The organism is Caballeronia udeis (genome assembly GCF_001544555.2).
GTDB lineage: Bacteria > Pseudomonadota > Gammaproteobacteria > Burkholderiales > Burkholderiaceae > Caballeronia > Caballeronia udeis.
Genome location: NZ_FCOK02000013.1, coordinates 1 through 19,701, shown reverse-complemented (window position 1 = coordinate 19,701; position 19,701 = coordinate 1). Strand labels below are relative to the sequence as shown.

The 19,701-nt window shown below is 61.6% G+C and carries 19 protein-coding genes; 13 read left to right on the top strand and 6 right to left on the bottom strand.

Annotated elements, in window-relative coordinates; translation table 11 throughout:
• Positions 1-59 precede the first annotated feature (59 nt).
• The 10 genes from AWB69_RS11975 (at position 60) to AWB69_RS11930 (ending at position 7,658) form a co-directional block, all read left to right on the top strand.
• Positions 60-332: an AtpZ/AtpI family protein gene (locus AWB69_RS11975; protein ID WP_062085215.1), complete on the top strand. Its 273-nt coding sequence runs from the start codon at positions 60-62 to the stop codon at positions 330-332.
• Positions 329-607, top strand: coding sequence for an N-ATPase subunit AtpR (locus AWB69_RS11970; protein WP_062085119.1), 279 nt, complete (start codon positions 329-331; stop codon positions 605-607). The genes AWB69_RS11975 and AWB69_RS11970 overlap by 4 nt, the downstream gene beginning before the upstream one ends.
• Positions 604-1,302, top strand: coding sequence for a F0F1 ATP synthase subunit A (locus AWB69_RS11965; protein WP_062085118.1), 699 nt, complete (start codon positions 604-606; stop codon positions 1,300-1,302). The genes AWB69_RS11970 and AWB69_RS11965 overlap by 4 nt, the downstream gene beginning before the upstream one ends.
• On the top strand, positions 1,299-1,547 hold the full coding sequence (locus AWB69_RS11960; protein ID WP_031359402.1) for a F0F1 ATP synthase subunit C: 249 nt from the start codon (positions 1,299-1,301) through the stop codon (positions 1,545-1,547). Before AWB69_RS11965 ends, AWB69_RS11960 begins: the two co-directional genes overlap by 4 nt.
• Positions 1,548-1,560: 13 nt before the next feature.
• Positions 1,561-2,292, top strand: a complete 732-nt coding sequence (locus tag AWB69_RS11955) for a F0F1 ATP synthase subunit delta (protein ID WP_062085117.1) — start codon at positions 1,561-1,563, stop codon at positions 2,290-2,292.
• Complete coding sequence (locus AWB69_RS11950) at positions 2,292-3,875, top strand: F0F1 ATP synthase subunit alpha (protein ID WP_062085116.1); 1,584 nt, start codon at positions 2,292-2,294, stop codon at positions 3,873-3,875. Before AWB69_RS11955 ends, AWB69_RS11950 begins: the two co-directional genes overlap by 1 nt.
• The gene (locus AWB69_RS11945; protein ID WP_062085115.1) at positions 3,872-4,816 is read left to right on the top strand and encodes a F0F1 ATP synthase subunit gamma; all 945 of its coding nucleotides are present in this window, start codon (positions 3,872-3,874) and stop codon (positions 4,814-4,816) included. Before AWB69_RS11950 ends, AWB69_RS11945 begins: the two co-directional genes overlap by 4 nt.
• 15 nt (positions 4,817-4,831) lie before the next feature.
• Positions 4,832-6,139 carry an NRAMP family divalent metal transporter gene (locus AWB69_RS11940; protein ID WP_062085114.1) on the top strand — a complete coding sequence of 436 codons (1,308 nt, stop codon included), beginning with the start codon at positions 4,832-4,834 and terminating at the stop codon, positions 6,137-6,139.
• 251 nt (positions 6,140-6,390) lie between these two features.
• A complete protein-coding gene (locus AWB69_RS11935) occupies positions 6,391-7,323 on the top strand; it encodes a DnaJ C-terminal domain-containing protein (protein WP_062085113.1) in 933 nt (310 codons plus the stop codon).
• 11 nt (positions 7,324-7,334) lie between these two features.
• Positions 7,335-7,658, top strand: a complete 324-nt coding sequence (locus AWB69_RS11930) for a chaperone modulator CbpM (protein WP_062085112.1) — start codon at positions 7,335-7,337, stop codon at positions 7,656-7,658.
• 111 nt (positions 7,659-7,769) lie between these two features.
• On the opposite strand, the gene ydiK is transcribed toward AWB69_RS11930, so the two are convergent.
• Complete coding sequence (gene ydiK, locus AWB69_RS11925; RefSeq protein ID WP_062085111.1) at positions 7,770-8,891, bottom strand: AI-2E family transporter YdiK; 1,122 nt, start codon at positions 8,889-8,891, stop codon at positions 7,770-7,772.
• A gap of 339 nt (positions 8,892-9,230) precedes the next feature.
• Entirely contained in the window at positions 9,231-10,748 is a 1,518-nt protein-coding gene (locus AWB69_RS11915) for a sensor domain-containing diguanylate cyclase (protein ID WP_082913360.1), read from the bottom strand.
• Positions 10,749-11,089: 341 nt separating this feature from the next.
• Between AWB69_RS11915 and AWB69_RS11910 the strand changes: the two genes are divergently transcribed.
• Positions 11,090-11,563, top strand: a complete 474-nt coding sequence (locus AWB69_RS11910) for a hypothetical protein (RefSeq protein WP_062085109.1) — start codon at positions 11,090-11,092, stop codon at positions 11,561-11,563.
• A 165-nt stretch (positions 11,564-11,728) separates the two neighbouring features.
• Here AWB69_RS11910 and AWB69_RS11905 read toward each other — a convergent pair whose 3' ends face one another.
• Positions 11,729-12,133, bottom strand: a complete 405-nt coding sequence (locus AWB69_RS11905) for a lysozyme inhibitor LprI family protein (protein ID WP_156528819.1) — start codon at positions 12,131-12,133, stop codon at positions 11,729-11,731.
• A 451-nt stretch (positions 12,134-12,584) separates the two neighbouring features.
• Here AWB69_RS11905 and AWB69_RS11900 point away from each other — a divergent pair, with 451 nt between their 5' ends.
• On the top strand, positions 12,585-13,094 hold the full coding sequence (locus tag AWB69_RS11900; RefSeq protein WP_062085108.1) for a DUF1993 domain-containing protein: 510 nt from the start codon (positions 12,585-12,587) through the stop codon (positions 13,092-13,094).
• A gap of 111 nt (positions 13,095-13,205) precedes the next feature.
• Here AWB69_RS11900 and AWB69_RS11895 read toward each other — a convergent pair whose 3' ends face one another.
• The 3 genes from AWB69_RS11895 to AWB69_RS11885 form a co-directional block, all read right to left on the bottom strand.
• A complete protein-coding gene (locus AWB69_RS11895) occupies positions 13,206-14,906 on the bottom strand; it encodes a methyl-accepting chemotaxis protein (protein ID WP_062085107.1) in 1,701 nt (566 codons plus the stop codon).
• Positions 14,907-15,315: 409 nt separating this feature from the next.
• Positions 15,316-15,636 (bottom strand): hypothetical protein, encoded by a 321-nt coding sequence (locus AWB69_RS11890; RefSeq protein WP_062085106.1) that lies wholly within the window; start codon positions 15,634-15,636, stop codon positions 15,316-15,318.
• Between the two features lie 16 nt (positions 15,637-15,652).
• Entirely contained in the window at positions 15,653-17,083 is a 1,431-nt protein-coding gene (locus tag AWB69_RS11885; RefSeq protein ID WP_062085212.1) for an aminotransferase-like domain-containing protein, read from the bottom strand.
• A gap of 161 nt (positions 17,084-17,244) precedes the next feature.
• Between AWB69_RS11885 and AWB69_RS11880 the strand changes: the two genes are divergently transcribed.
• Positions 17,245-19,563: an FdhF/YdeP family oxidoreductase gene (locus AWB69_RS11880; RefSeq protein ID WP_062085211.1), complete on the top strand. Its 2,319-nt coding sequence runs from the start codon at positions 17,245-17,247 to the stop codon at positions 19,561-19,563.
• Positions 19,564-19,701: the final 138 nt, after the last annotated feature.

Below are 19,701 nucleotides of genomic sequence, written 5' to 3'. Positions count from 1 at the left end.
CGCATGAGGGAGAGCGCAAGCGCGACCCGAAGCGCAATGCCGAAGACAATGCCGACCGCATGGCCCTCGCCGCGCGGCAAGCCGTGGAGCGCGAACGCCAGGCGAAGGAAGAGCCGGAACCATCGCTTGGCGCCCGCCTCGGCCAGATCGGCATTCTTGGCTGGACCATCGTCGTCCCGACGCTGCTTGGGCTCGTGATTGGCCATTGGCTCGACCGGCACTTCAACACGGGCGTGTTCTTTTCCGCGCCGCTACTCATGGTTGGTGCGGCCATCGGACTGTGGTCCGCATGGAAATGGATGCATCGGCAAACCCGGAGAGACCGGCAATGATCTATCACTTTCCCCTCGCAGCCCGGATCGCGATTGGCTTGGGTGTCGGCCTCGCGGCCGGTGCGATCCACTTCGCGACCTTGCGCTGGAACGTCCGGCTGCTGATCGCGGGTACGCCGGTCAAAGCAATCGGGCTGCAACTCCTGCGCCTTGCGGGCGTGGCCATTTTGTTCGGCATCCTTGCGAAACTTGGCGCATGGCCGCTGTTATGCGGCGCGGCCGGGTTGCTGCTGGCACGCAGCGTCATCCTGCGACGCGTCCAGGTCACGCCATGATTGCCTCGCCTCTCGCTACCGCCACGCTGTTCCATATCGGACCGATTGAGATATCGGCGCCGGTGGTAGCAACGTGGGTCATCATGGCCCTCCTTGGCGGAGGCGCCGCCTGGTACACGCGCCGCTTGTCGCTCACGCCATCGAAAGTGCAGACGGTGCTCGAACTGCTGGTCAGCACCATGGACGACCAGATTCGCGACACGATGCAAGCCGAGCCCGAACGCTATCGTTCGCTTATCGGTACCCTCTTCCTGTTCATCCTCGTCAGCAACTGGTCGTCGCTGCTGCCGGGTGTCGAGCCCCCCACGGCGCATGTGGAAACCGACGCCGCCCTGGCCCTGATCGTGTTCTGCGCGACCATTTTCTACGGCGTGCGCACGCGCGGCCTGGGCCGTTACCTCGCTACCTTTGCCGAACCCACCTGGATCATGATCCCGCTCAACGTGGTCGAGCAGATCACGCGGACCTTTTCGCTGGTCGTGCGTCTGTTCGGCAACGGGATGAGCGGCGTCTTTGTAGTTGGCATCGTGCTGTCGCTCGCGGGGCTGCTGGTACCTATCCCACTGATGGCGCTCGACCTGCTGACCGGCGCGGTGCAGGCGTACATCTTCACGGTTCTCGCGATGGTCTTCATTGGCGCCGCGCTAGCCGAAAACTCCACAAAAACTTCCAGCAAAGAGGCAGGCCAGCCATGAACAATCTGATCCAGGTAGTGAGCATTCTCGCAGCAGCCCTTGCCGTCTCGTTCGGCGCTATCGGACCGGCGCTCGGCGAAGGCCGCGCGGTCGCGGCCGCCATGGACGCGCTCGCCCGACAGCCGGAATCCGCCGGCACGATCTCGCGCACGCTGTTCGTCGGCCTGGCGATGATCGAGACCATGGCGATCTACTGTCTCGTGATCGCCCTGCTCGTGTTGTTCGCCAACCCGTTCGTGAAGTGAGCCGGCGCTGATCATGCACATAGACTGGTGGACTCTTCTGCTGCAGACAATCAACGCGCTCGTGCTCGTCTGGTTGCTGGCGCGCTTTCTGTTTCGTCCGGTGGCGAAGATCGTGGCGGAGCGTCAGCACGCAGCCACAGCGCTAATGGTCGATGCAGCCGCCGCGAAAGCCGCGGCGCTCGACGAACAGCAGAAGGCCGCCGCGCAGAGTGCTGAACTTGCCGGGCAACGCGCGCATCTGCTCGAAGCGGCGACGGCCGAAGCCGCGCAACTGAAGGCATCGCTTGAGAATGCGGCACGCACCGAGACAGACCAGATGCGCACGGCCGCGCAAACCGCGATTGACGCCAGCCGGCGCGAGGCTGCCGCAGCGGACTCTGATCGCGCGTCGCAATTCGCACTCGATGTCACCGCGCGGCTACTCGATCGCCTGCCCGCCGAGGCCCGGATCGCGGGTTTCATCGACGGACTGGCCCATGAGCTGGCCGCCCTGCCCGAGGCGACCCGGACGCAACTCGCCGGCAACGACGAAACGGTCCACCTGATCGTGCCTCGCGCGCTCAGTGCCGATGAACTGGCCGCGTGTCAGGCGGCCATCACCCAGGCGCTCGGTCATCCGTTGCAGGTTCAGGTCACGGTCGATCCCGCCGTGATCGCGGGGCTTGAACTGGAAGCGCCGCACGCCGTGGTGCGCAATAGTTTTCGCCACGATCTCGCCGGCCTCAAAATGGAGCTTCTCGCCTGATGACACCCACCCGGCCCGACCTCGCTGCAGCAGACAACGACTGGCTCGCCAGCAGCCGCGCCGCCCTCGCCCGCGCTCCGTTTGCCGCGCAGGCTGAAACCGTCGGGCGCGTGGAGCATGTGTCCGACGGCATCGCCTCCGTCTCCGGCCTGCCCGATGTGCGCCTGAACGAGCTGCTGCGTTTCGAGGGCGGCCGGTTCGGCTTTGCGCTCACGCTGGACGCCGATGCTATCGGCGCGGTGCTTCTCGATGACGGCGACGCGATTTCCGCCGGGTCCCGCGTCACCGGCACCGGGCAGGTGGTGGAAGTGCCGGTCGGTCCCGGACTGCTCGGGCGAGTGGTCGATCCGCTCGGCCGGCCACTCGACAACGACGAACCCGTAGCGGCTGAAATGCACTTGCCGATCGAGCGGCCGGCGCCTTCCATCATCGACCGGGATCTGGTCGCGCAGCCGGTCGCCACCGGCATCCTGCTGATCGATGCGTTGTTTGCGATCGGGCGCGGCCAGCGCGAACTGATCATTGGCGACCGGGCGACCGGCAAGACCTCGATCGCGATTGACACGATCGTGAATCAGAAGCACTCCGACATGATCTGCGTGTATGTGGCGATCGGTCAGCGCGCGACCGCCGTACAACGCGTGATCGATGCCGTGCGCCGCCACGGTGCGCCCGAGCGATGCGTATTCGTGGTTGCCCCGGCGGCTTCCTCGCCGGGCTTGCAATGGATCGCGCCGTTCAGCGGATTCTCCATCGCGGAGTATTTTCGTGACCGTGGGCAACATGCGCTCATTGTGATCGACGACCTGAGCAAGCATGCCACCACGCATCGCGAACTCGCCCTGCTCACGCGCGAACCGCCCGGGCGCGAGGCATATCCCGGCGACATCTTCTATCTGCATGCGCGGCTGCTGGAGCGCGCGGCAAAACTGTCCAGGGAACTGGGTGGCGGGTCACTCACTGCACTGCCGATCGCGGAAACCGATGCCGGCAATTTGTCGGCCTATATCCCCACCAACCTGATCTCGATCACCGACGGACAGATCATGCTAGACGCAGCGTTATTCGCCGCCAACCAGCGCCCCGCAGTGGACGTTGGCTTGAGCGTGAGCCGGGTCGGTGGCAAGGCGCAGTTGCCCGCGCTGCGCAAGGTCTCCGGGCGTTTGCGGCTCGATTATTCGCAGTTTCTGGAACTTGAAATGTTCACGCGCTTCGGCGGGGCGGCGGAGCCAAGAGTGAAGGCGCAAGTGGTGCGCGGCGAGCGCATTCGCGCGTTGATCACGCAGCCGCGTTTTTCGCCGCTGCGCCCCGTCGATGAAATCGCGCTGCTGGCCGCGCTCGCCGACGGCGTGTTTGACTCGCTGCCGGTCGGCTGCATTGCGGCGGCTCGCACGCGTCTTGCCGCGCATCTGGATGCGCATGGCGGCCCTGCCGCGAGCGCCGCGCTGGTTGCCACAGGCACACTCGATGACCCCACGCTAACCGGGCTCGTCGCGACGGTACGCGATCTTGCAGTACAAGCTGGCACGGCGCCTGCGGCTGAAGTCACACAGGCAACCAACCCCGAGGCCACCTCGACATGAGCAATAAACTCAGCGAAGTTCAGGCGCGCATGAATGGCGTACACGGGCTCGAATCGGTGGTCGGGGCCATGCGTGGCATTGCGGCGGCCCGCTCGCGTGAAGCGCGCAGTCGTCTGGATGGCATTCGGGCCTGCGCGCAAATTGTTGGTGCGGCGATCGGCGACGCGCTGCTGCTGATCGACGATCACGCGTCGAACGAAACCGCAAAAGCCGGGCGCGATGCGGCCATGGTGATCGTCCTGTGCGCGGAACAGGGGTTTGTCGGGACGTTCAACGAGCATCTGATCGATGCAGCGTTTGCATCGAGTACAGGCACCGAGCGCGCTTCGTCGACGGAATACCTGATGCTCGGCGACCGCGGAATCGTGGCGGCGACGGAACGCGGGTTGAACATAAGCTGGTCCGCGCCGATGATCACCCATGCCGACGAAGTGCCCGCGCTCGCCGATCGCCTTACAGGCGTCCTGTTCCAACGCATGGTCGCCGGGCGGACGACTCGCGTGAGCGTGATCCACGCGACGCCGAACCCGACGGCTACCGTCGAGATCGTGGAGCAGGCGCTGCTGCCGTTTGACTATGGGCGCTTCTCCGCCACTTCATCGACCACCTCATCGGCAACCGTACGCGGCAACCCTCCACTCATTACGCTCGCACCGCGGCGCCTGTTATCGCAGCTTGCGGAGGAATACATCTTCGCGCAGCTTTGCGAGGCAATCATGCTGTCATTCGCGGCTGAAAACGAAGCGCGCATGCGGGCGATGATCGCCGCGCGCACGAACGTGCACGACAAACTTGAAGCATTGACCGGCGACTTTCGCCGGCTGAGGCAAGAGGAGATCACGTCGGAAATCGTGGAGCTTTCCGCAGGAAGCATCGCCGCCGGCAGACCTTCAAAAAAACCGCGCCCGCGCAATGGGCACGGCTCCACCCCCTCCTTCTGACATCACCACGCCATCATGGACGAGCCTTCCCAGGAATACGATGCAGAGGGCCGCGATCCAGTGATCGGCCCCACCAAACCGCATTTGCTCGGCGTCCTCGGGCCGGGCCTGATCACAGGCGCCTCCGACGACGACCCGAGCGGCATAGCCACCTACAGTCAGGTCGGCGCGGCTTTCGGCTACGGACTCTCCTGGACGCTCTTGTTCAGCTACCCGCTAATGGTCGCCATCCAGATGATCAGCGCACGCATCGGCCGCACAACGGGACACGGCATAGCAGGTGTGCTGCGCCTGCACTACTCTGCTTGGCTGCTGCAGTGGATCGTGGTGCTCCTGCTGATTGCGAATATCGTCAACCTGGGTGCGGATCTCGGCGCCATGGCCGACGCCCTTGCGCTGTTGCTGCCCGGCCCCAAGTGGCTCTATGTGCTGCTGTTCTCGGTGATCTGCGTCGCGATGCAGCTCCTGCTGCAATACACGCGCTACGTAGCGGTGCTGAAGTGGTTCACGCTGTCGCTGTTTGCGTATTTCGCCGTGCTGGCGGTGGCCCACGTCAACTGGGGCCAACTCGCCAGCAACCTGCTCCTGCCGCGGCCGGTGTGGACATCGGCGTATCTCACTGCCGTCGTGGCGGTGTTCGGCACCACGATCAGCCCCTACCTCTTCTTCTGGCAATCCGATGAGGAAGTCGAGGACATGCACGTGCACCCCCGGCGACTCGATCTATTCGATGCACCTGAACAGGGTCCCAAGGCGCTGCATCGTATCGAAGTCGATACGCTTGCCGGTATGGGATTATCCAACCTGGTTGCGCTTGCCATCCTGGCGACCACGGCCGCGACATTGCACGCAGGCGGTATTGTCGATATTGAAACATCTGCTCAGGCGGCACAGGCTTTGAGACCTGTCGCCGGCCCGTTCGCCGCGCTGCTTTTCACGGTCGGGCTGATCGGAACAGGCCTGCTGGCTGTACCCGTGCTCGCCGGATCGGCGGCGTATGCGATTGGTGAAGCGCGGGACTGGCCAGTGGGTTTCACGCGCAAAATGCAGGAAGCGAAGGCCTTTTACGCGACCATCGCGGTGGCTACGCTGATCGGCATGGTAATCAATTTCACCTCGATCAACCCGATCAAGGCGCTCTACTGGAGCGCCGTGCTCAACGGCGTGGTCGCCGTGCCGGTGATGTTCGTGATGATGAAAATAGTATGTCGTCCGGACATCATGGGAAAGTTTGCGGCGAAGGGCTGGTTGCGGGCGCTGGGCTGGATCGCGACGGCGGTCATGCTGGTGATTTCGGTGGGCATGGTGGTCACCTCGATCTGACGCAGCGCTGGCGTGTCGTCCTTGGCCTGCGAATTGCTGAAGAACACACGCAGTTGGCTCGTGGTCAGCGCCTTGTCAGCCACTTCCCGTCCTGCGCCGCATTGACCTACACTTCTAGCGATGTGATTGATCGAGGTAGCTGAGTGGCTTGACCACGCGGCGGCCACGCGGTGACCAGGCAAATGCGATACCCGCCGTCGCCACGCATCAGCTCAGACGAAAACTCCTTCCACTTTTATTTTAGGTTTCAAATGAAATTCAAGGACTATTACGAAGCCTTGGGAGTCGAGCGCACCGCGACACTGGCGGACATCAAGAAGGCGTACCGCAAGCTCGCTCACAAATATCACCCCGACGTCTCCGCCGAACCGGACAACGAAGCGAAGTTCAAGGACGTCGCCGAAGCGTATGCCACGCTGAAAGACCCGGAAAAACGCGAAGCCTACGACAACCTGGGCAAACATCCGGCCGGCGAATCGTTCACGCCGCCACCGGACTGGCAGCAACATTTCCATACAGGCGATGCCGGTCTTGACGACGTCGATCTCGCCGATCTTTTCTCAGCCTTCGGCCGGGGCGGTGGCGCCGGCAGTCAACGCAGACAAAGCTTTCCGGTTCCCGGGCAGGACTACGAGATCGCCGCGCCGGTGACGCTTGAGCAGATCCATCGCGGCGACGAGATCGAACTGAGCGCCGAGCTTCCCGAGTACGACGCCAATGGCCTCGCGCATCGTGTGCCGCGAACCTTTCGAATCACCATTCCCAAATCGGCGGCGAACGGTCAGCGCCTGCGGCTGGCCGGCAAGGGCGGCCCGGGTTTTAATGGCGGACGGCCCGGCGACCTGTATGTGTCGCTTGCATTACAGCCGCATCCGCTTTATCGGCCCGATGGCCACGACCTCTATATCGACCTGCCGCTCGCGCCCTGGGAGGCCGTGTTGGGCGCGAGCGTACACGTGCCCACTCTTGCCGGCACGGTGGAGCTCAACGTGAAACCGGGCACGACCGCCGGGCAAAAATTGCGGCTCGCCAAGCGCGGGCTGGCGTCAGCCGATGGCAACGTCGGGGCGTTGTATGCCGTGGTCAGGATAGAAGTGCCGAAGACGGTAAGCGCGCGTGAACACGAGTTACTGGAACAACTGGCAGCGGCGTCGACCTTCAACCCGCGCAAACATTTCGCGTAAGGAGCAAAGCCATGAGCACACCATTGAGCGAATCGGTCTGGCTTAACGACGTGGATGTTTGCCAGGTTGAGTATCTGGCGGAGGTGTCGGGTTTATCGATTGAAGAAATTGAAGACCTCATTGATACCGGCATCATCAAGCCGGTAGACACCGGCGCGCCGCCACGCGTGTTCCAGCTTCGTTATGTCGTCACCGTGAAAACAGCACGGCGGCTACGCGATGATTTCGAACTCGACCAGCGAGGGCTTGCGCTGGCGCTGTCCTTATTGCAGCGCATAGACGAACTGCAAGCCGAAATACACGCGACGAAGGCACGGCTGGGACACCCTCGCTGATCGCGTGGAGACGGACCGTCACCGGAAGTGAGTCCGGAAGTGAGTCCGGTTCATGGCGGATAGCGGATGTTATCGGCCATGAACCGGGAGGTATTTCCCAAACCTTCGCTGCTAGGAGAAGTTCTTCGGATTCTCTGTCGTCGTGACTCGATCGGCTTGCGCGGCGTCGACGACAGGTCCGGGCGAAGGTTCGCTGATCCACGCTTCCAGGAGCGTCGATGTCACCGCCAGAATGACCGGGCCGACGAACAAACCTACTATGCCGAACGCGAACATGCCGCCCAACACGCCGGCCAGGATCAATAGCATCGAAAGGTTCACGCCACGCCGGATCAGAATCGGCCGCAACAGACTGTCGAGCATGGCGACTGCAACTGACCAGACCAGCAGCACGATTGCGACGACGGTTGAGCCATGCACAAAAAGCCACACGACCCCGCCGAGCAAAGGCAGTGACGGGCCGATCTGGGCCAGGCACAACATCAGCATCACCGCGGTCAGTATGCCGGCAGCAGGAACACCGGCTATCCACAGACCGATCCCGCCCAGCGCGGACTGTGCCACCGCCGTCACGACAATCCCGAGCGCAACTGCGCGAACCGCCAGTCCCGCCAGCTTGACCGCCTCCGCGCCGCGCTGACCCGCCAGCCGGGATGCGAAGCGCGTGACGAAGCGGGCCGCTGCTTCACCCTGGCTGTAGAGAATGCCAGCGATGATGATCGTGACGAACATGTGAATCACGAACACGCCCACGGCCGCCGCATGACCTAGCATCCAGCGCGCGACAATCGTCAGATAGGGTTCCAGCTTCGCCAGCAGGCCGCCCGGCCCCGCGTCCGACAGGGTCTGCCATTCATGCGCAGCGCGCTGCCCGGCAAGCGGAATCTCGCCGACCCAGTCGGGCGGCGGCGCCAGTGCGTACTGGGGCAGGCCCTTGATGGCCCCCATGATGTCGCTCCCGTGCAAGGCCAGGGTTGAAATTGCCTCATAGAGCGGCAGCGCGATCACGACCAGCAGGATGATCAGCATGATCGCGGTGGCAATCCACCGGCGATTTCCGACGCGGCGCTGCACCGCCAGCATCACGGGCCAGGTCGCAACCACAATGGTAGTCGCCCAGATAAGACCGGGAATAAAAGGCCGCAGGACATAGAGGCTGCCGATCATCAACGCAGACAGGATGACAATGACAAACATGATGCGGGCAATATCGACTGGCTGACGCGGATTCATTTCGTGCTCCTGACAAGAATATCCTGGCTGTGCTTGAACGCGCGCGCCGAACACCCGACATGGGTTCCGGCCGCACGAGCCGCACAGCGAGCCCGATGCCTGATGGAGTTTACCGGCTATTGGTTTCCAATAGTGTGCCCGGACTGGGCACATAATGTCGAATGCTTCCGCGCAACGTCACCCTCAGCGCGTGGCGAAGCGACTTTGACAGGCAACGCCCCGGATGTCGATATATCCGAGGAGCTGAATGCGCTCACGCGGTCAATCTTCGTAGCATGGGCCGCGACGTACAACGCGTTCGAAAGCGGCTGACTAACACCGCGGCCGTGAGCCGACGCATCACACCTCAGCGCTCGACACCTTGTTCCGGCCAGTCGCCTTGGCGTTGTACAAGGCTTCATCGGCAGCCTTGATCACCGTCGTCAGATCGTCGTCCATCTGCGGCTCTCGGCTTACCGCGCCAATACTCGCGGTCACGCATCCATACTCGCTGCCTGCGTGCTCGATATGGCATGCGCAAATCGCGGACCGGATCTTCTCGGCGATCAGCGAGGCACCGTGCGCCGCGGTATCGGGAAGCACGACAATAAACTCCTCTCCTCCATAACGCGCAGCGCTGTCGGCCGGACGCCGGATGTTGTCGGCAATGCAGCGTGCGACAGCCGCCAGCGCGTCGTCGCCGGCCTGATGGCCGTAGGTGTCGTTGTAGGCCTTGAACCTGTCGATATCGACGAACAGCAGCGACAGCACACTTTGCGAGCGTTTCGCGCGACGCCACTCCAGTTCGAGTATTTCGCCAAGACTGCGGCGGTTGTTCAACCCGGTCAGGCCGTCCGTGCGCGCCAGCAATTCAAGCTCCGACTCGGCCCGCATGCGCCGCCGCAACTGCATCCCGAGCAACACGGAAAGCGCAATGAACGCCGCGCCGAATACACCCATCAGCGACCCGATCGTCAGCGCCCGGCGGCGCCATGGAGCGTAGATATCTTCCTCGGACGCCGCCACCATGATGATCAGGGGCGCATGCGGAAAGTTGGCGAACCAATACAAGCGGCGAATGCCATCGATGCTCGATTTTTCGATGAAGCTCCCCTCCGGCGCCAACAAAAACCGCTGGAAAGTGGCCGCGTCCTTGATGTTTCGCCCGATGACCGCGGGATCGTACGGCTGCCGCATCAGCATGGAGCCGTCTCTTCCGATCAGCGAAAGCGATCCGTGCGGACCCAGCGCCAGGCCGACGAACAAGTCATGGAAATACGCAATATTCACCGCCAGGAGCACGATCCCGGCAAACGATCCGTCGGGGTTGGACAGCCGTCTGCTCAGGCCAATGCTGGGCGCGGCGTTGCGCAGGCGAGACCGGTAGGGATCACTGATGTAGAGACCCGCATTGGGGTTGTCACGTTGAACCGTGAAATACGCCCTGTCGCTGAAATTGCCGGCTCTTGGGGTGTCGCCGGCGGAGTCGATAACGACGTCGCCGCGCGCGTCCATCACCAGCATGGAACCGAGATATTTCGCGCTGGCTGCGCGGTCGAACAGCACCTCCCGGCGCAAGCGCGGCGGCAAGGCCATCACGTCCGCTTCCTGAAGCCCGTCGACCACGGCTTGCAGCGACAGCGCGTAAAGTTCGAGATTACGTTCGATATCGCGCTGTGCGATGACGGCGACATCGCGCAAAGTGTCGCGGGTATGGTCCAGCGCATCCTGCCGGCTCTGGTACAGGACCACACCGCACAGGCCCATCATGACAACTGCAATAAAAGCGCCACACGAAGCGACAGCAACGGACGTTGACAGTCCGAGCTTGATACGGCTCACGATACCGGCGCAGCTCGCTTGCTCTGTTTTTGTCATTGTGGTTGCGGTCTTCCCTGCTAGATAGAGGACACGGTTCTCGTTCCTGGCCCCGCCGGATCAGCCTCGATGCAACCGCTGATCTGACGGTTAACTCATGTCTGACCGACATCCCGCCGCCGAACCTCCATTAGAAGAGCACTACTGCCCGCTTAGCTATCAACCGTCCCGGGGGTCATTTGCCATGCCGTTATGCACACGCCATTATTGGCGAGCGGGTTTCCAACGGAGAATGTGCCGCCCCAACCGCGGTTTCCCGCGTTACGAATCATATTCCATCAACCCCATGCCCGGCGTGTTCGTAGAAACCCAGGCCCAACCAGGTTCACAAGGAGGCGTCGATGTTCCAACGGCCCTATCAAGTCCATGAAGTGTCGCAAGAAACTCAAGAACTGGCGACCGCCCGCAAGATTGCGGCGATCGTCGCATCCCTTACCATTCCCACCATTTCACGTTCAGAGCTTGCTTACCAGACCCTCCCCGCCGACCTGGAGGCGAAACTTGTTGGTTATTTTCACGGATTTTGCATGCCGATCTGCGCGGCCTGGCAAATCGGTGGCACCGATGTTCCGGCCGAAGCCACCGGCCTCGTCGTCAGTTTGATTTTTCCCGAGAGCCGGGCATCGCTCAGTCATTCGGTCGACAGCGTGATGCTGAACTCCGAGGCTTTCGGCAAAGGCATGGAGGCTGGCCGCCGCGACGGCGAGCTTTATCGGACCACCGGACGGAAAGGCACTGCGTTATTGCAGATCCTGGTGAGCGATTTCCGGGGGTTTTGCGACTATTCAAAAGTTACCGCGGACACGACCGCGTAAGACGGCGTAATCCTTCGCGGTCATCTGGACTGGCACTCGGGGAAATCGAAGCTGAACAACGCTTCGAGGGACCGGTGTTGCCTGCCGTTTCGATGTTGATCGCCGGTCGATCATTCAGCACGCGCCTCCTGACGACGTGGTGCTGCCCTATTTTTGCTTGCGGCGCTATTGACCGCCGCATGACAAGTCGCCTTCCTCGCAGTGCAATTGCGCACCGAGCAGCTTCGTTTGCGCCTGCGTAAGTTTGTCCATGCATGACGCATAGACCATGGGATGAATGCTGCCATCAATCGTGCCCATGGTCTCGAACCGGCACTGCGCGTCGCGGTAAGCCAGCCATGCGCGCTGCGCGTTTTGCAGGCTCGCCTTCCCTTTCTGGCTGGTTTTCTCCGACAGCGCACGGTAGACCTCGTTCAGCTTCGCATCGGATGCCTTGAAGTCCTTGTCGGCGCATTGATTGAGCGTCGACTGATCGGAAGCGTTCTTGCAATCGAGCTTCTGGGCATAAGCGGCGCTGCTCGCTACCGACAGCGACAAGATGATCCCCACCAGATTCCCGCGGATAGTCATGCGTCTCCTCCTGAAGAAGTAAAAATCGCTGCAGGGTGCAACCGGATCCGGCGGCACGGCCGTTGGTCCGCGTTCGGCAAACGGCGTAGTCAGCCCGTTCCGTTCGAAGCAGGTTTTCTGCGCGACAAGCAGATTACACCAGGGATACGTGCGAACGCTGTCCGGGTGCACATGGCTTATCGACGGTCAGCCCGATCCCGGGCTTCGAGCTCCATCCACACAAGATGAAGCCCTGCGCGCAAGGCATTTGCCGCAGCGCGCTTATAATCTTGCGCGGTACCGGGCTGGGTGAAACGCCACAACTGCTTCAAAGTTTGCTCTAAAGGGTTGCTCCGAAGGTTTGCTCCGAAGCAGGCTCAATCACCTGCCCCAGGTATGTCCAAAGATAAAACAAACCGGCGCGGTATGGTTCGCACCGGCACCCCCACACTGACTGAATGAAAGAGTGACCATGACCATCTCCATGTACAGCACGTCCGTCCCGGTTTTCAAGCAAATGCTGACCGCCTTGTCCGATGTGCTCAAGAAAGCGGAAACGCACGCCACCGAGAAGAACATCGACCCGAACGCGCTGCTGCAAGCGCGTTTGTTCCCGGACATGTTCCCGCTGGTCCGCCAGGTACAGATCGCCGCTGACTTCAGCAAAGGCGTGACCTCGCGCCTGGCCGGCGTGGAAGTGCCGTCGTGGCCCGATACCGAAGTCACGTTTGCCGATCTGCAAGCGCTGGTGGCCAAGGCATTGGCTTACATCGGCACGTTCGAAGCCGCGCAATTCGAAGGCAGCGAGAATAAGGAAATCGTGCTGCGCCCGGGCACGCCGAAAGAGAAGAAGCTGGCGGGCAGCGCCTACCTGCAACACTACGGCCTGCCGCAGTTCTTCTTCCATGTGACAACCGCGTACGCGATCCTGCGCCACAACGGCGTCGAGATCGGCAAGCGCGACTACATGGGCGCTTACTAAGCTAGCTGCCGAGCCAGCTATTGATCTGGCGCAAATGCATCAAGCCGGCTGCAAGGGACTCGACACAGTCCGTTGCAGCCGGCTTGATTTCAAGCTTCAAATTTCAAACGGTCAGAACGTCTGCCATTCCGGATCCTTGCCCACGACCGGTGCGATCCGGGGCGCAGCCACCGCCCGTTTCGCGGGCTTGATCCTGCTTGCCGGACGGCTGACTGCCGGGGCGGTTTTCGCCGGCGTGAAGGCCTGTGCAACAGGATCGGAAGCACTGATCCGGAAGACCGACACAAGCTCGCGCAGCGTGCCCGACTGAGCCGCCATCGACTGCGCGGCGGCAGACGCTTCTTCAACCAACGCCGCGTTCTGCTGCGTCACCTCGTCCATCTGCATGACCGCCTGATTGACCTGCTCGATACCGGTGTGCTGTTCGCCCGATGCCGCGCTGATTTCGCCCATCAGGTCCGTCACGCGCTTGACCGACTGAACCACCTCGCCCATCGTGCGCCCTGCTTCGTCAACCAGCTCCGAGCCGGCGTTCACGCGCTGCACCGAAGCGCTGATCAAGTCCTTGATCTCCTTGGCAGCCGACGCGCTGCGTTGAGCCAGCGTCCGCACTTCGCCCGCCACCACCGCGAACCCGCGGCCCTGCTCACCCGCCCGTGCCGCTTCAACTGCCGCGTTCAGCGCAAGGATGTTCGTCTGGAACGCAATGCCTTCGATCACCGTGATGATCTGGGCCACCTGTGCCGAGCTACTGGAAATCTCGCTCATCGTCTGGACTACGCGATTGACGACGTCACCACCCCGCACGGCCGTCTCCGACGCGCTGGCAGCCAGCGAATTGCCTTGCAATGCATTCTCTGCGTTCTGCTTCACGGTCGCGGTGAGTTGCTCCATGCTCGCGGCGGTTTCTTCCAGCGAAGCCGCCTGCTCTTCCGTGCGCTGGCTGAGATCGGTATTGCCTGCCGCGATCTGCGCGGAGCCGGTGGCAATGCTGTCGCTGCTGTTGCGCACGCGGCCCACTACGTCGACCAGCCGTTCGTTCATGTGGCGCATGGCGGCCAGCAACTGGCTGGCTTCGTCCTTGCCCGTCACCTCGATCTTCGCGGTCAGGTCACCCCGGGCGACGGTCTCGGCAATCACGACGGCGCGTCCGATCGGGGCAGTAATGGAGCGCGTGATCAGCCAGCCGATCGCAATGCCCGCGAACACCGCGACAGCGATCAGCAAGCCCGTGCTCACTATGGCTGTGTCATAAGTCGATGCTGCGCGCGCGACTTGCCCTTCGGCGCCGGTGCGATTGAGTTCGATATCCGCTTCGATCAGCTTGAGCATGTCCGTGAACGCAGTGCCCGCCTCGCCGCTGGAGAGCGCACGAGCGTCGTTGAATCCGGCTTCACCCTTGTCGCCCAGGTCGAGCAGTTTCGCGTCGAGAACCGCATAACGGGCCCACGCGCTCTTGATGTTGTCGAAGAGTTGCTGCTCTTCAGGCGACGACACGAGCTTCTCGTATTTCGTGAAAACTTCCTGAAGCTTGAGCACGGAAGCGTCGTGCGACGCGCGCTGTTCCTGCTTTTCCTTCGGATCGACAGCGAGGATCGAGCGCAGCGATGTCCGGCGCGCGTTGTTGGCATAGGCCTGCATTCTGCCGGCAGCCTGCACGCTGGGTAGCCAGTCGTTGCCCAGTTCCAGCGTACCGGCGTAGATGTGCGACGCCTGCCAAAGCGTCAGCCCGCCCACCGTGCACAACAGCAGCAGAATTGCCGCGAAACCCGCGCCGAGCCGGGTGCCTATCTTGAAGTTACTCAGGTTCATCTAACGCTCCAGTGTGATAAACGATGAACACGATTACGGAGCATTCGCGACTTCCTGAAACAACCTTTCAATTTGGTGTTTAGCTTAAAACATATGAAGAATGCGACCCTTTTTGTAAGCCATTGAATTTAATCAGTAATTTTTAATAAGGACGACATGGGGTATCTACCGATACTTGAGTTTTCGGTAAAAATAACGTTTCCGATGCTGGCAATCGGCAAAAATTGGTAGTTCATACGCGAGAGTCGCACTTTTTGAGAGTTTTTTCCTTAATCGAGCGAAACACAAAATAATTCGATATCCCTTACAGGGGCACCTCATCTACAGCGTCGAAAACGCAATAACTCGCGTGATGTTGCGGCTGATCACCAATTGGCAGCCAATAGCGCTCGCGCAAGTGCACGTTCGTTCACGATTTGTCACTCTCCGGGGGTCCTTGGGCGAATAACTGCACGCACAGCTCGCGGCCCGCTTCGCTTAGTGCAGCCGTGGGTGGGGTCGTGGCATTTTCGCCGGTCTTTTCCGGATCATCCGGATTGGACGGAGCCAGCAACGCCGCGTCGGACAGCGCGGTCAGGTGGCGAATCAGGCTGCTCATAGGCACGCCCGATTGCTTCGATAACTTCGCGAGCGACCACGCCCGCCCGGATGTCTCCTGAGCCGCCCGCCACAACTGCGCGAGGATCGCGATCAGTGCCGGGTCGATCTCGTCTTCCGTGCTTTCGTTCATGTTTTGGTCCTCGTCTCTAGTCCCTGGTTTTCCCGCGCACCATGCCGGCGACGATTTCACCCAGCATCTTCAACGCGCTTTCCGTCTGTGCGCTCCAGGGACAACTGTAGTTGAGCCGGATGAAATGGCGGAAGGCATCGCGCGATGAAAACATCGTGCCTGGCCCGATCGTGATCCCAAGCGCCAGCGCGGTCTCATAGAGCTGCATCGAGTCGACATTACCCGGCAACTGAACCCACAGCACATAGCCCCCCATGGGCACGGACGTATGCGTGCCGGCGGGGAAGAAGCGCGTGACCATGGCAATCATGAGCCGCGCCTGCTGCCGGTACACCTTGCGCACATGCCGCAGATGACGGTCGTAACCGCCCTGGCGCAAATAGTCGGCCACCGCGATCTGCGGCACCGAAGGGGTGGTCAGCGTGTTCAGGAACTTGAGCTTTTCCACCTCGCGGCGGTAGCGCCCGGGCATGGCCCAGCCTATCCGGTAGGACGCGGTCAGGCTTTTCGAAAACGACGCACAGTGCAGCACCAAGCCCTTTTTATCGAAGTTCTTGAGCGCCGACGGCCGGGCCTCGCCGTAATACAGCTCCTGGTACACATCGTTTTCGATCACCGGGATTTCATGCGCGCCGAGCAGGCCGACAAGCCGCTCCTTGTTTGCATCGGACATCACGAAACCCAGGGGATTCTGGAAGTTCGGCATGACCATGCATGCCGCAATCCGGTGTTCGCGAATGATGAGCACGAGCGCGTCGATGTCGATGCCTTCAGCCGGATGCGTCGGCACTTCGATCGCCCGCATGCCGAGGCGCTCGATTGCGTGGAGCATCGCGTAATAGGTCGGTGATTCGACCGCGACGGTATCTCCCGGTTTCGCCACTGCCTGCAAGCTCAGGTTGATCGCCTCAGTGGCGCCGACGGTGATGATGATCTCGTCGGGGTCCACGGGCACGCCGTTCTCCGCGTAACGCCGCGCGATCTGGCGGATGAGTTCGGGGTTGCCCGGCGGCAGGTCGTCCATCAGGTTCCAGCTTGAATGCCGCCGCGCGATGGCGTTCGCCAACTGGTTGATGCGGCGCCACGGAAACAGCGACGGGTCCGGGTAAGGCGACCCCAGCGGTGTGGCGTCCTGCGATCGGATGGAGCGAAGCGTAGAGAGCACGAGGCGGCTGACATCGACTTTCGATGCAACCGGCGGCGGTTGCGAGGCGACCGGACTCGCCGCGTGCGCCGCAGGCAGTTCGCGTACGAAATAACCCGACTGCGGGCGGGTTTCCAGCACGCCGCGGCTTTCCAGCAGCGCGTACGCGTGCAGGACCGTCTTGATGCTGACGCCATGCTGGGCGCTTGCCTGACGCACCGACGGCACGCGCTCGCCCACGGCGAATACCCCGCGTCGTACGGCTTCCTCGATCTCGGCCGCCAATTTTTCGTAGAGCGTCACGTTGAGTGAATGAGCAAAAAGAGTGAGCCGGGCGGCCAGCCGGCCCGGCAAGTCGTCAACTGTACTCCTCGTCTATCTATTTTTCTGTATACCGAGTCATTTTCGGAACACAGTAGCCTTCGGTCACTGGTGAAAACCCTCATGAATCCGTGGCAGGCATTGTGAAAAAACCCGAACCTCGCATTGAACCGTACACACACCCCGCAGCCGGCTGGGGCGCGCTCAAATATGTCGCCATCAATCTCCTCAAGGAGAAGGTGTCGGGCGGGAATTACCGCACGCTGTTCGGCCAGAACCAGCCGGACGGCTTCGATTGCCCCGGTTGCGCATGGCCGGATCGCGAACATGCATCCACGTTCGAGTTCTGCGAAAACGGTGTGAAAGCCGTGGCGGCCGAGGCCACCAGCAAGCGCGTCACGCCTGCATTCTTCGAAGAACATACCGTCGAACAGTTGATGGAGCAGTCGGATTTCGAGCTTGAACAGCATGGCCGCCTGACCGATCCGCTTGTCTACGACGCAGAACGTGATCGTTACGTGCCCATTGCCTGGGACGACGCGTTTGCGCTAGTCGCGGACCACCTGAGTCGCCTTGATGATCCCGACCGCGCCGCGTTTTATACGTCGGGCCGCGCGAGCAACGAAGCCGCGTTCCTGTACCAGTTGTTCGTGCGCATGTACGGCACCAACAACTTCCCCGACTGCTCCAACATGTGCCACGAAGCCACCAGCCGGGGTCTGCCGGGAACCGTGGGCGTGGGCAAGGGAACCGTGACGCTCGAGGATTTCGAACACGCGGATACCCTGCTGCTCTTCGGCCAGAACCCGGCGACGAACCATCCGCGCATGCTCGGAGAACTGCGCGAGTGCGCGAAGCGCGGCGCCACGATCGTCTCGATCAACCCGCTGCGTGAACGCGGCCTCGAACGATTTGCAAGCCCCCAGCATCCGGTCGAGATGCTCACCGGCGGCAGCACGAAAATCAGTTCGGTGTTCATCCGCCCGAAGATCGGCGGGGATTTTGCGTTGATCAAAGGCGTGGCGAAACGCGTGGTCGAACTCGACGATGCAGCGCTCGCGAAAGGCGCGCCGCGCGTGCTCGATATTGAGTTCATCGCGGAGCATGCGGTTGGTTTCGACGCCTTCGCCGAGGACCTGCGCGCCGAAAGCTGGGATGAGATCGTCGCGGAATCGGGCGTGCCGATGGAGGACGTGTTGCAACTCGCCGATATCTACGCGCGCGGCCGTGCCGTCATATCGACGTGGGGCATGGGTCTTACGCAGCACAAGAACTCCGTGCCGACCGTGCAGCTCCTGTCGAACCTGATGATGATGCGCGGAAACATCGGCCGGCTGGGCGCGGGGCTGTGCCCGGTGCGCGGGCATTCTAATGTGCAGGGAGACCGCACGGTCGGTATTGAAGAGCAGCCGACGCAAGCATTCCTGGACCGCCTGGGCGCCGCGTACGACTTCGAGCCGCCGCGCGAACATGGCTACGACGTCGTCGGTTCGATTGAAGCGATGCTCGCCGGCAAGCTGAAAGTGTTCATCGGGCTGGGTGGCAATTTTTCGATCGCGACACCCGATACGCCGCGTGTATGGGAAGCAATGCGCTCATGCGATTTGACCGTGCATATCACGACCAAGCTTAATCGCAGCCACCTCATTCATGGCCGCGACGCGCTGATCCTGCCCACGCTCGGGCGCACTGAAATCGACCTGCAGAACGGCGTGGCTCAAGGCGTGAGCGTGGAAGACTCCATGAGCATGGTGCACATTTCGTATGGCATGAACCGCCCTGCTTCGGCGAATTTGTTGTCGGAGATTGCGATCGTTGCGCGGATGGCGCTAGCCACGCTCGGCAGCACGAAGGTGGACTGGCTCGCGCACGCGAACGACTATGCGCTGATTCGCGACGGTATCGAGAAAGTGATTCCCGGATTCGAGAATTACAACGAGCGGCTCAAGCATCCGGGCGGGTTTCATCTTGGCGTGGCATCGCGCGACCGTGTTTGGATCACGCCTAGCGGCAAGGCGCAATTCCTGGTGCACGGTATCCCGTTTGATACGCCGATTCATCGCGCCCGGTCGATTCATGGCGAGCGGTTGATGACGCTGATGACCACGCGTTCACACGATCAGTACAACACGACAATCTATGGTCTCGATGACCGTTATCGTGGGGTGTATGGCCAGCGGCGGGTGTTGTTCGCGAATCAGCTCGACATCGAGATGCTGGGTTTCGAAGCAGGTCAATGCGTGGATATCACGAGCGTTTGGGACGACGGCGTCAAACGGCGTGCGGACAGTTTCTTGCTTGTCGCTTATGACATTCCGCGTGGTTGTCTTGGCGCGTATTACCCGGAAACGAATCCGCTTGTGCCGTTATCAAGTGTTGCCGATGGCGCGGGGACACCTACGTCGAAATCTATTCCTGTGTTGTTGCATGCTTCTGCCGGGCAGGAGCTGGAAGCGGCTTGATCAAGGGTGGGTGCTCGCGCCGGTGGGCGGTTGGGGTCAATGCCGGGTTGCTGCTTTCAGCACTATTGAGTATTACGTAAATCATGACATCACCAAAGCTCGGCTTGCTTCCAGCAGGCAACGATGATCGATTTACGC

Bases quoted from the DNA above. Each gene is read 5' to 3' on its own strand.
- AWB69_RS11915 (WP_082913360.1), bottom strand. From the start codon at position 10,748: ATGACAAAAACAGAGCAAGCGAGCTGCGCCGGTATCGTGAGCCGTATC.
- AWB69_RS11895 (WP_062085107.1), bottom strand. From the start codon at position 14,906: ATGAACCTGAGTAACTTCAAGATAGGCACCCGGCTCGGCGCGGGTTTC.
- AWB69_RS11900 (WP_062085108.1), top strand. From the start codon at position 12,585: ATGACCATCTCCATGTACAGCACGTCCGTCCCGGTTTTCAAGCAAATG.
- AWB69_RS11945 (WP_062085115.1), top strand. From the start codon at position 3,872: ATGAGCAATAAACTCAGCGAAGTTCAGGCGCGCATGAATGGCGTACAC.
- AWB69_RS11890 (WP_062085106.1), bottom strand. From the start codon at position 15,636: ATGAACGAAAGCACGGAAGACGAGATCGACCCGGCACTGATCGCGATC.
- AWB69_RS11910 (WP_062085109.1), top strand. From the start codon at position 11,090: ATGTTCCAACGGCCCTATCAAGTCCATGAAGTGTCGCAAGAAACTCAA.
- AWB69_RS11935 (WP_062085113.1), top strand. From the start codon at position 6,391: ATGAAATTCAAGGACTATTACGAAGCCTTGGGAGTCGAGCGCACCGCG.
- AWB69_RS11950 (WP_062085116.1), top strand. From the start codon at position 2,292: ATGACACCCACCCGGCCCGACCTCGCTGCAGCAGACAACGACTGGCTC.
- ydiK (WP_062085111.1), bottom strand. From the start codon at position 8,891: ATGAATCCGCGTCAGCCAGTCGATATTGCCCGCATCATGTTTGTCATT.
- AWB69_RS11905 (WP_156528819.1), bottom strand. From the start codon at position 12,133: ATGACTATCCGCGGGAATCTGGTGGGGATCATCTTGTCGCTGTCGGTA.
- AWB69_RS11960 (WP_031359402.1), top strand. From the start codon at position 1,299: ATGAACAATCTGATCCAGGTAGTGAGCATTCTCGCAGCAGCCCTTGCC.
- AWB69_RS11970 (WP_062085119.1), top strand. From the start codon at position 329: ATGATCTATCACTTTCCCCTCGCAGCCCGGATCGCGATTGGCTTGGGT.
- AWB69_RS11940 (WP_062085114.1), top strand. From the start codon at position 4,832: ATGGACGAGCCTTCCCAGGAATACGATGCAGAGGGCCGCGATCCAGTG.
- AWB69_RS11975 (WP_062085215.1), top strand. From the start codon at position 60: ATGGCCCTCGCCGCGCGGCAAGCCGTGGAGCGCGAACGCCAGGCGAAG.
- AWB69_RS11965 (WP_062085118.1), top strand. From the start codon at position 604: ATGATTGCCTCGCCTCTCGCTACCGCCACGCTGTTCCATATCGGACCG.
- AWB69_RS11955 (WP_062085117.1), top strand. From the start codon at position 1,561: ATGCACATAGACTGGTGGACTCTTCTGCTGCAGACAATCAACGCGCTC.
- AWB69_RS11930 (WP_062085112.1), top strand. From the start codon at position 7,335: ATGAGCACACCATTGAGCGAATCGGTCTGGCTTAACGACGTGGATGTT.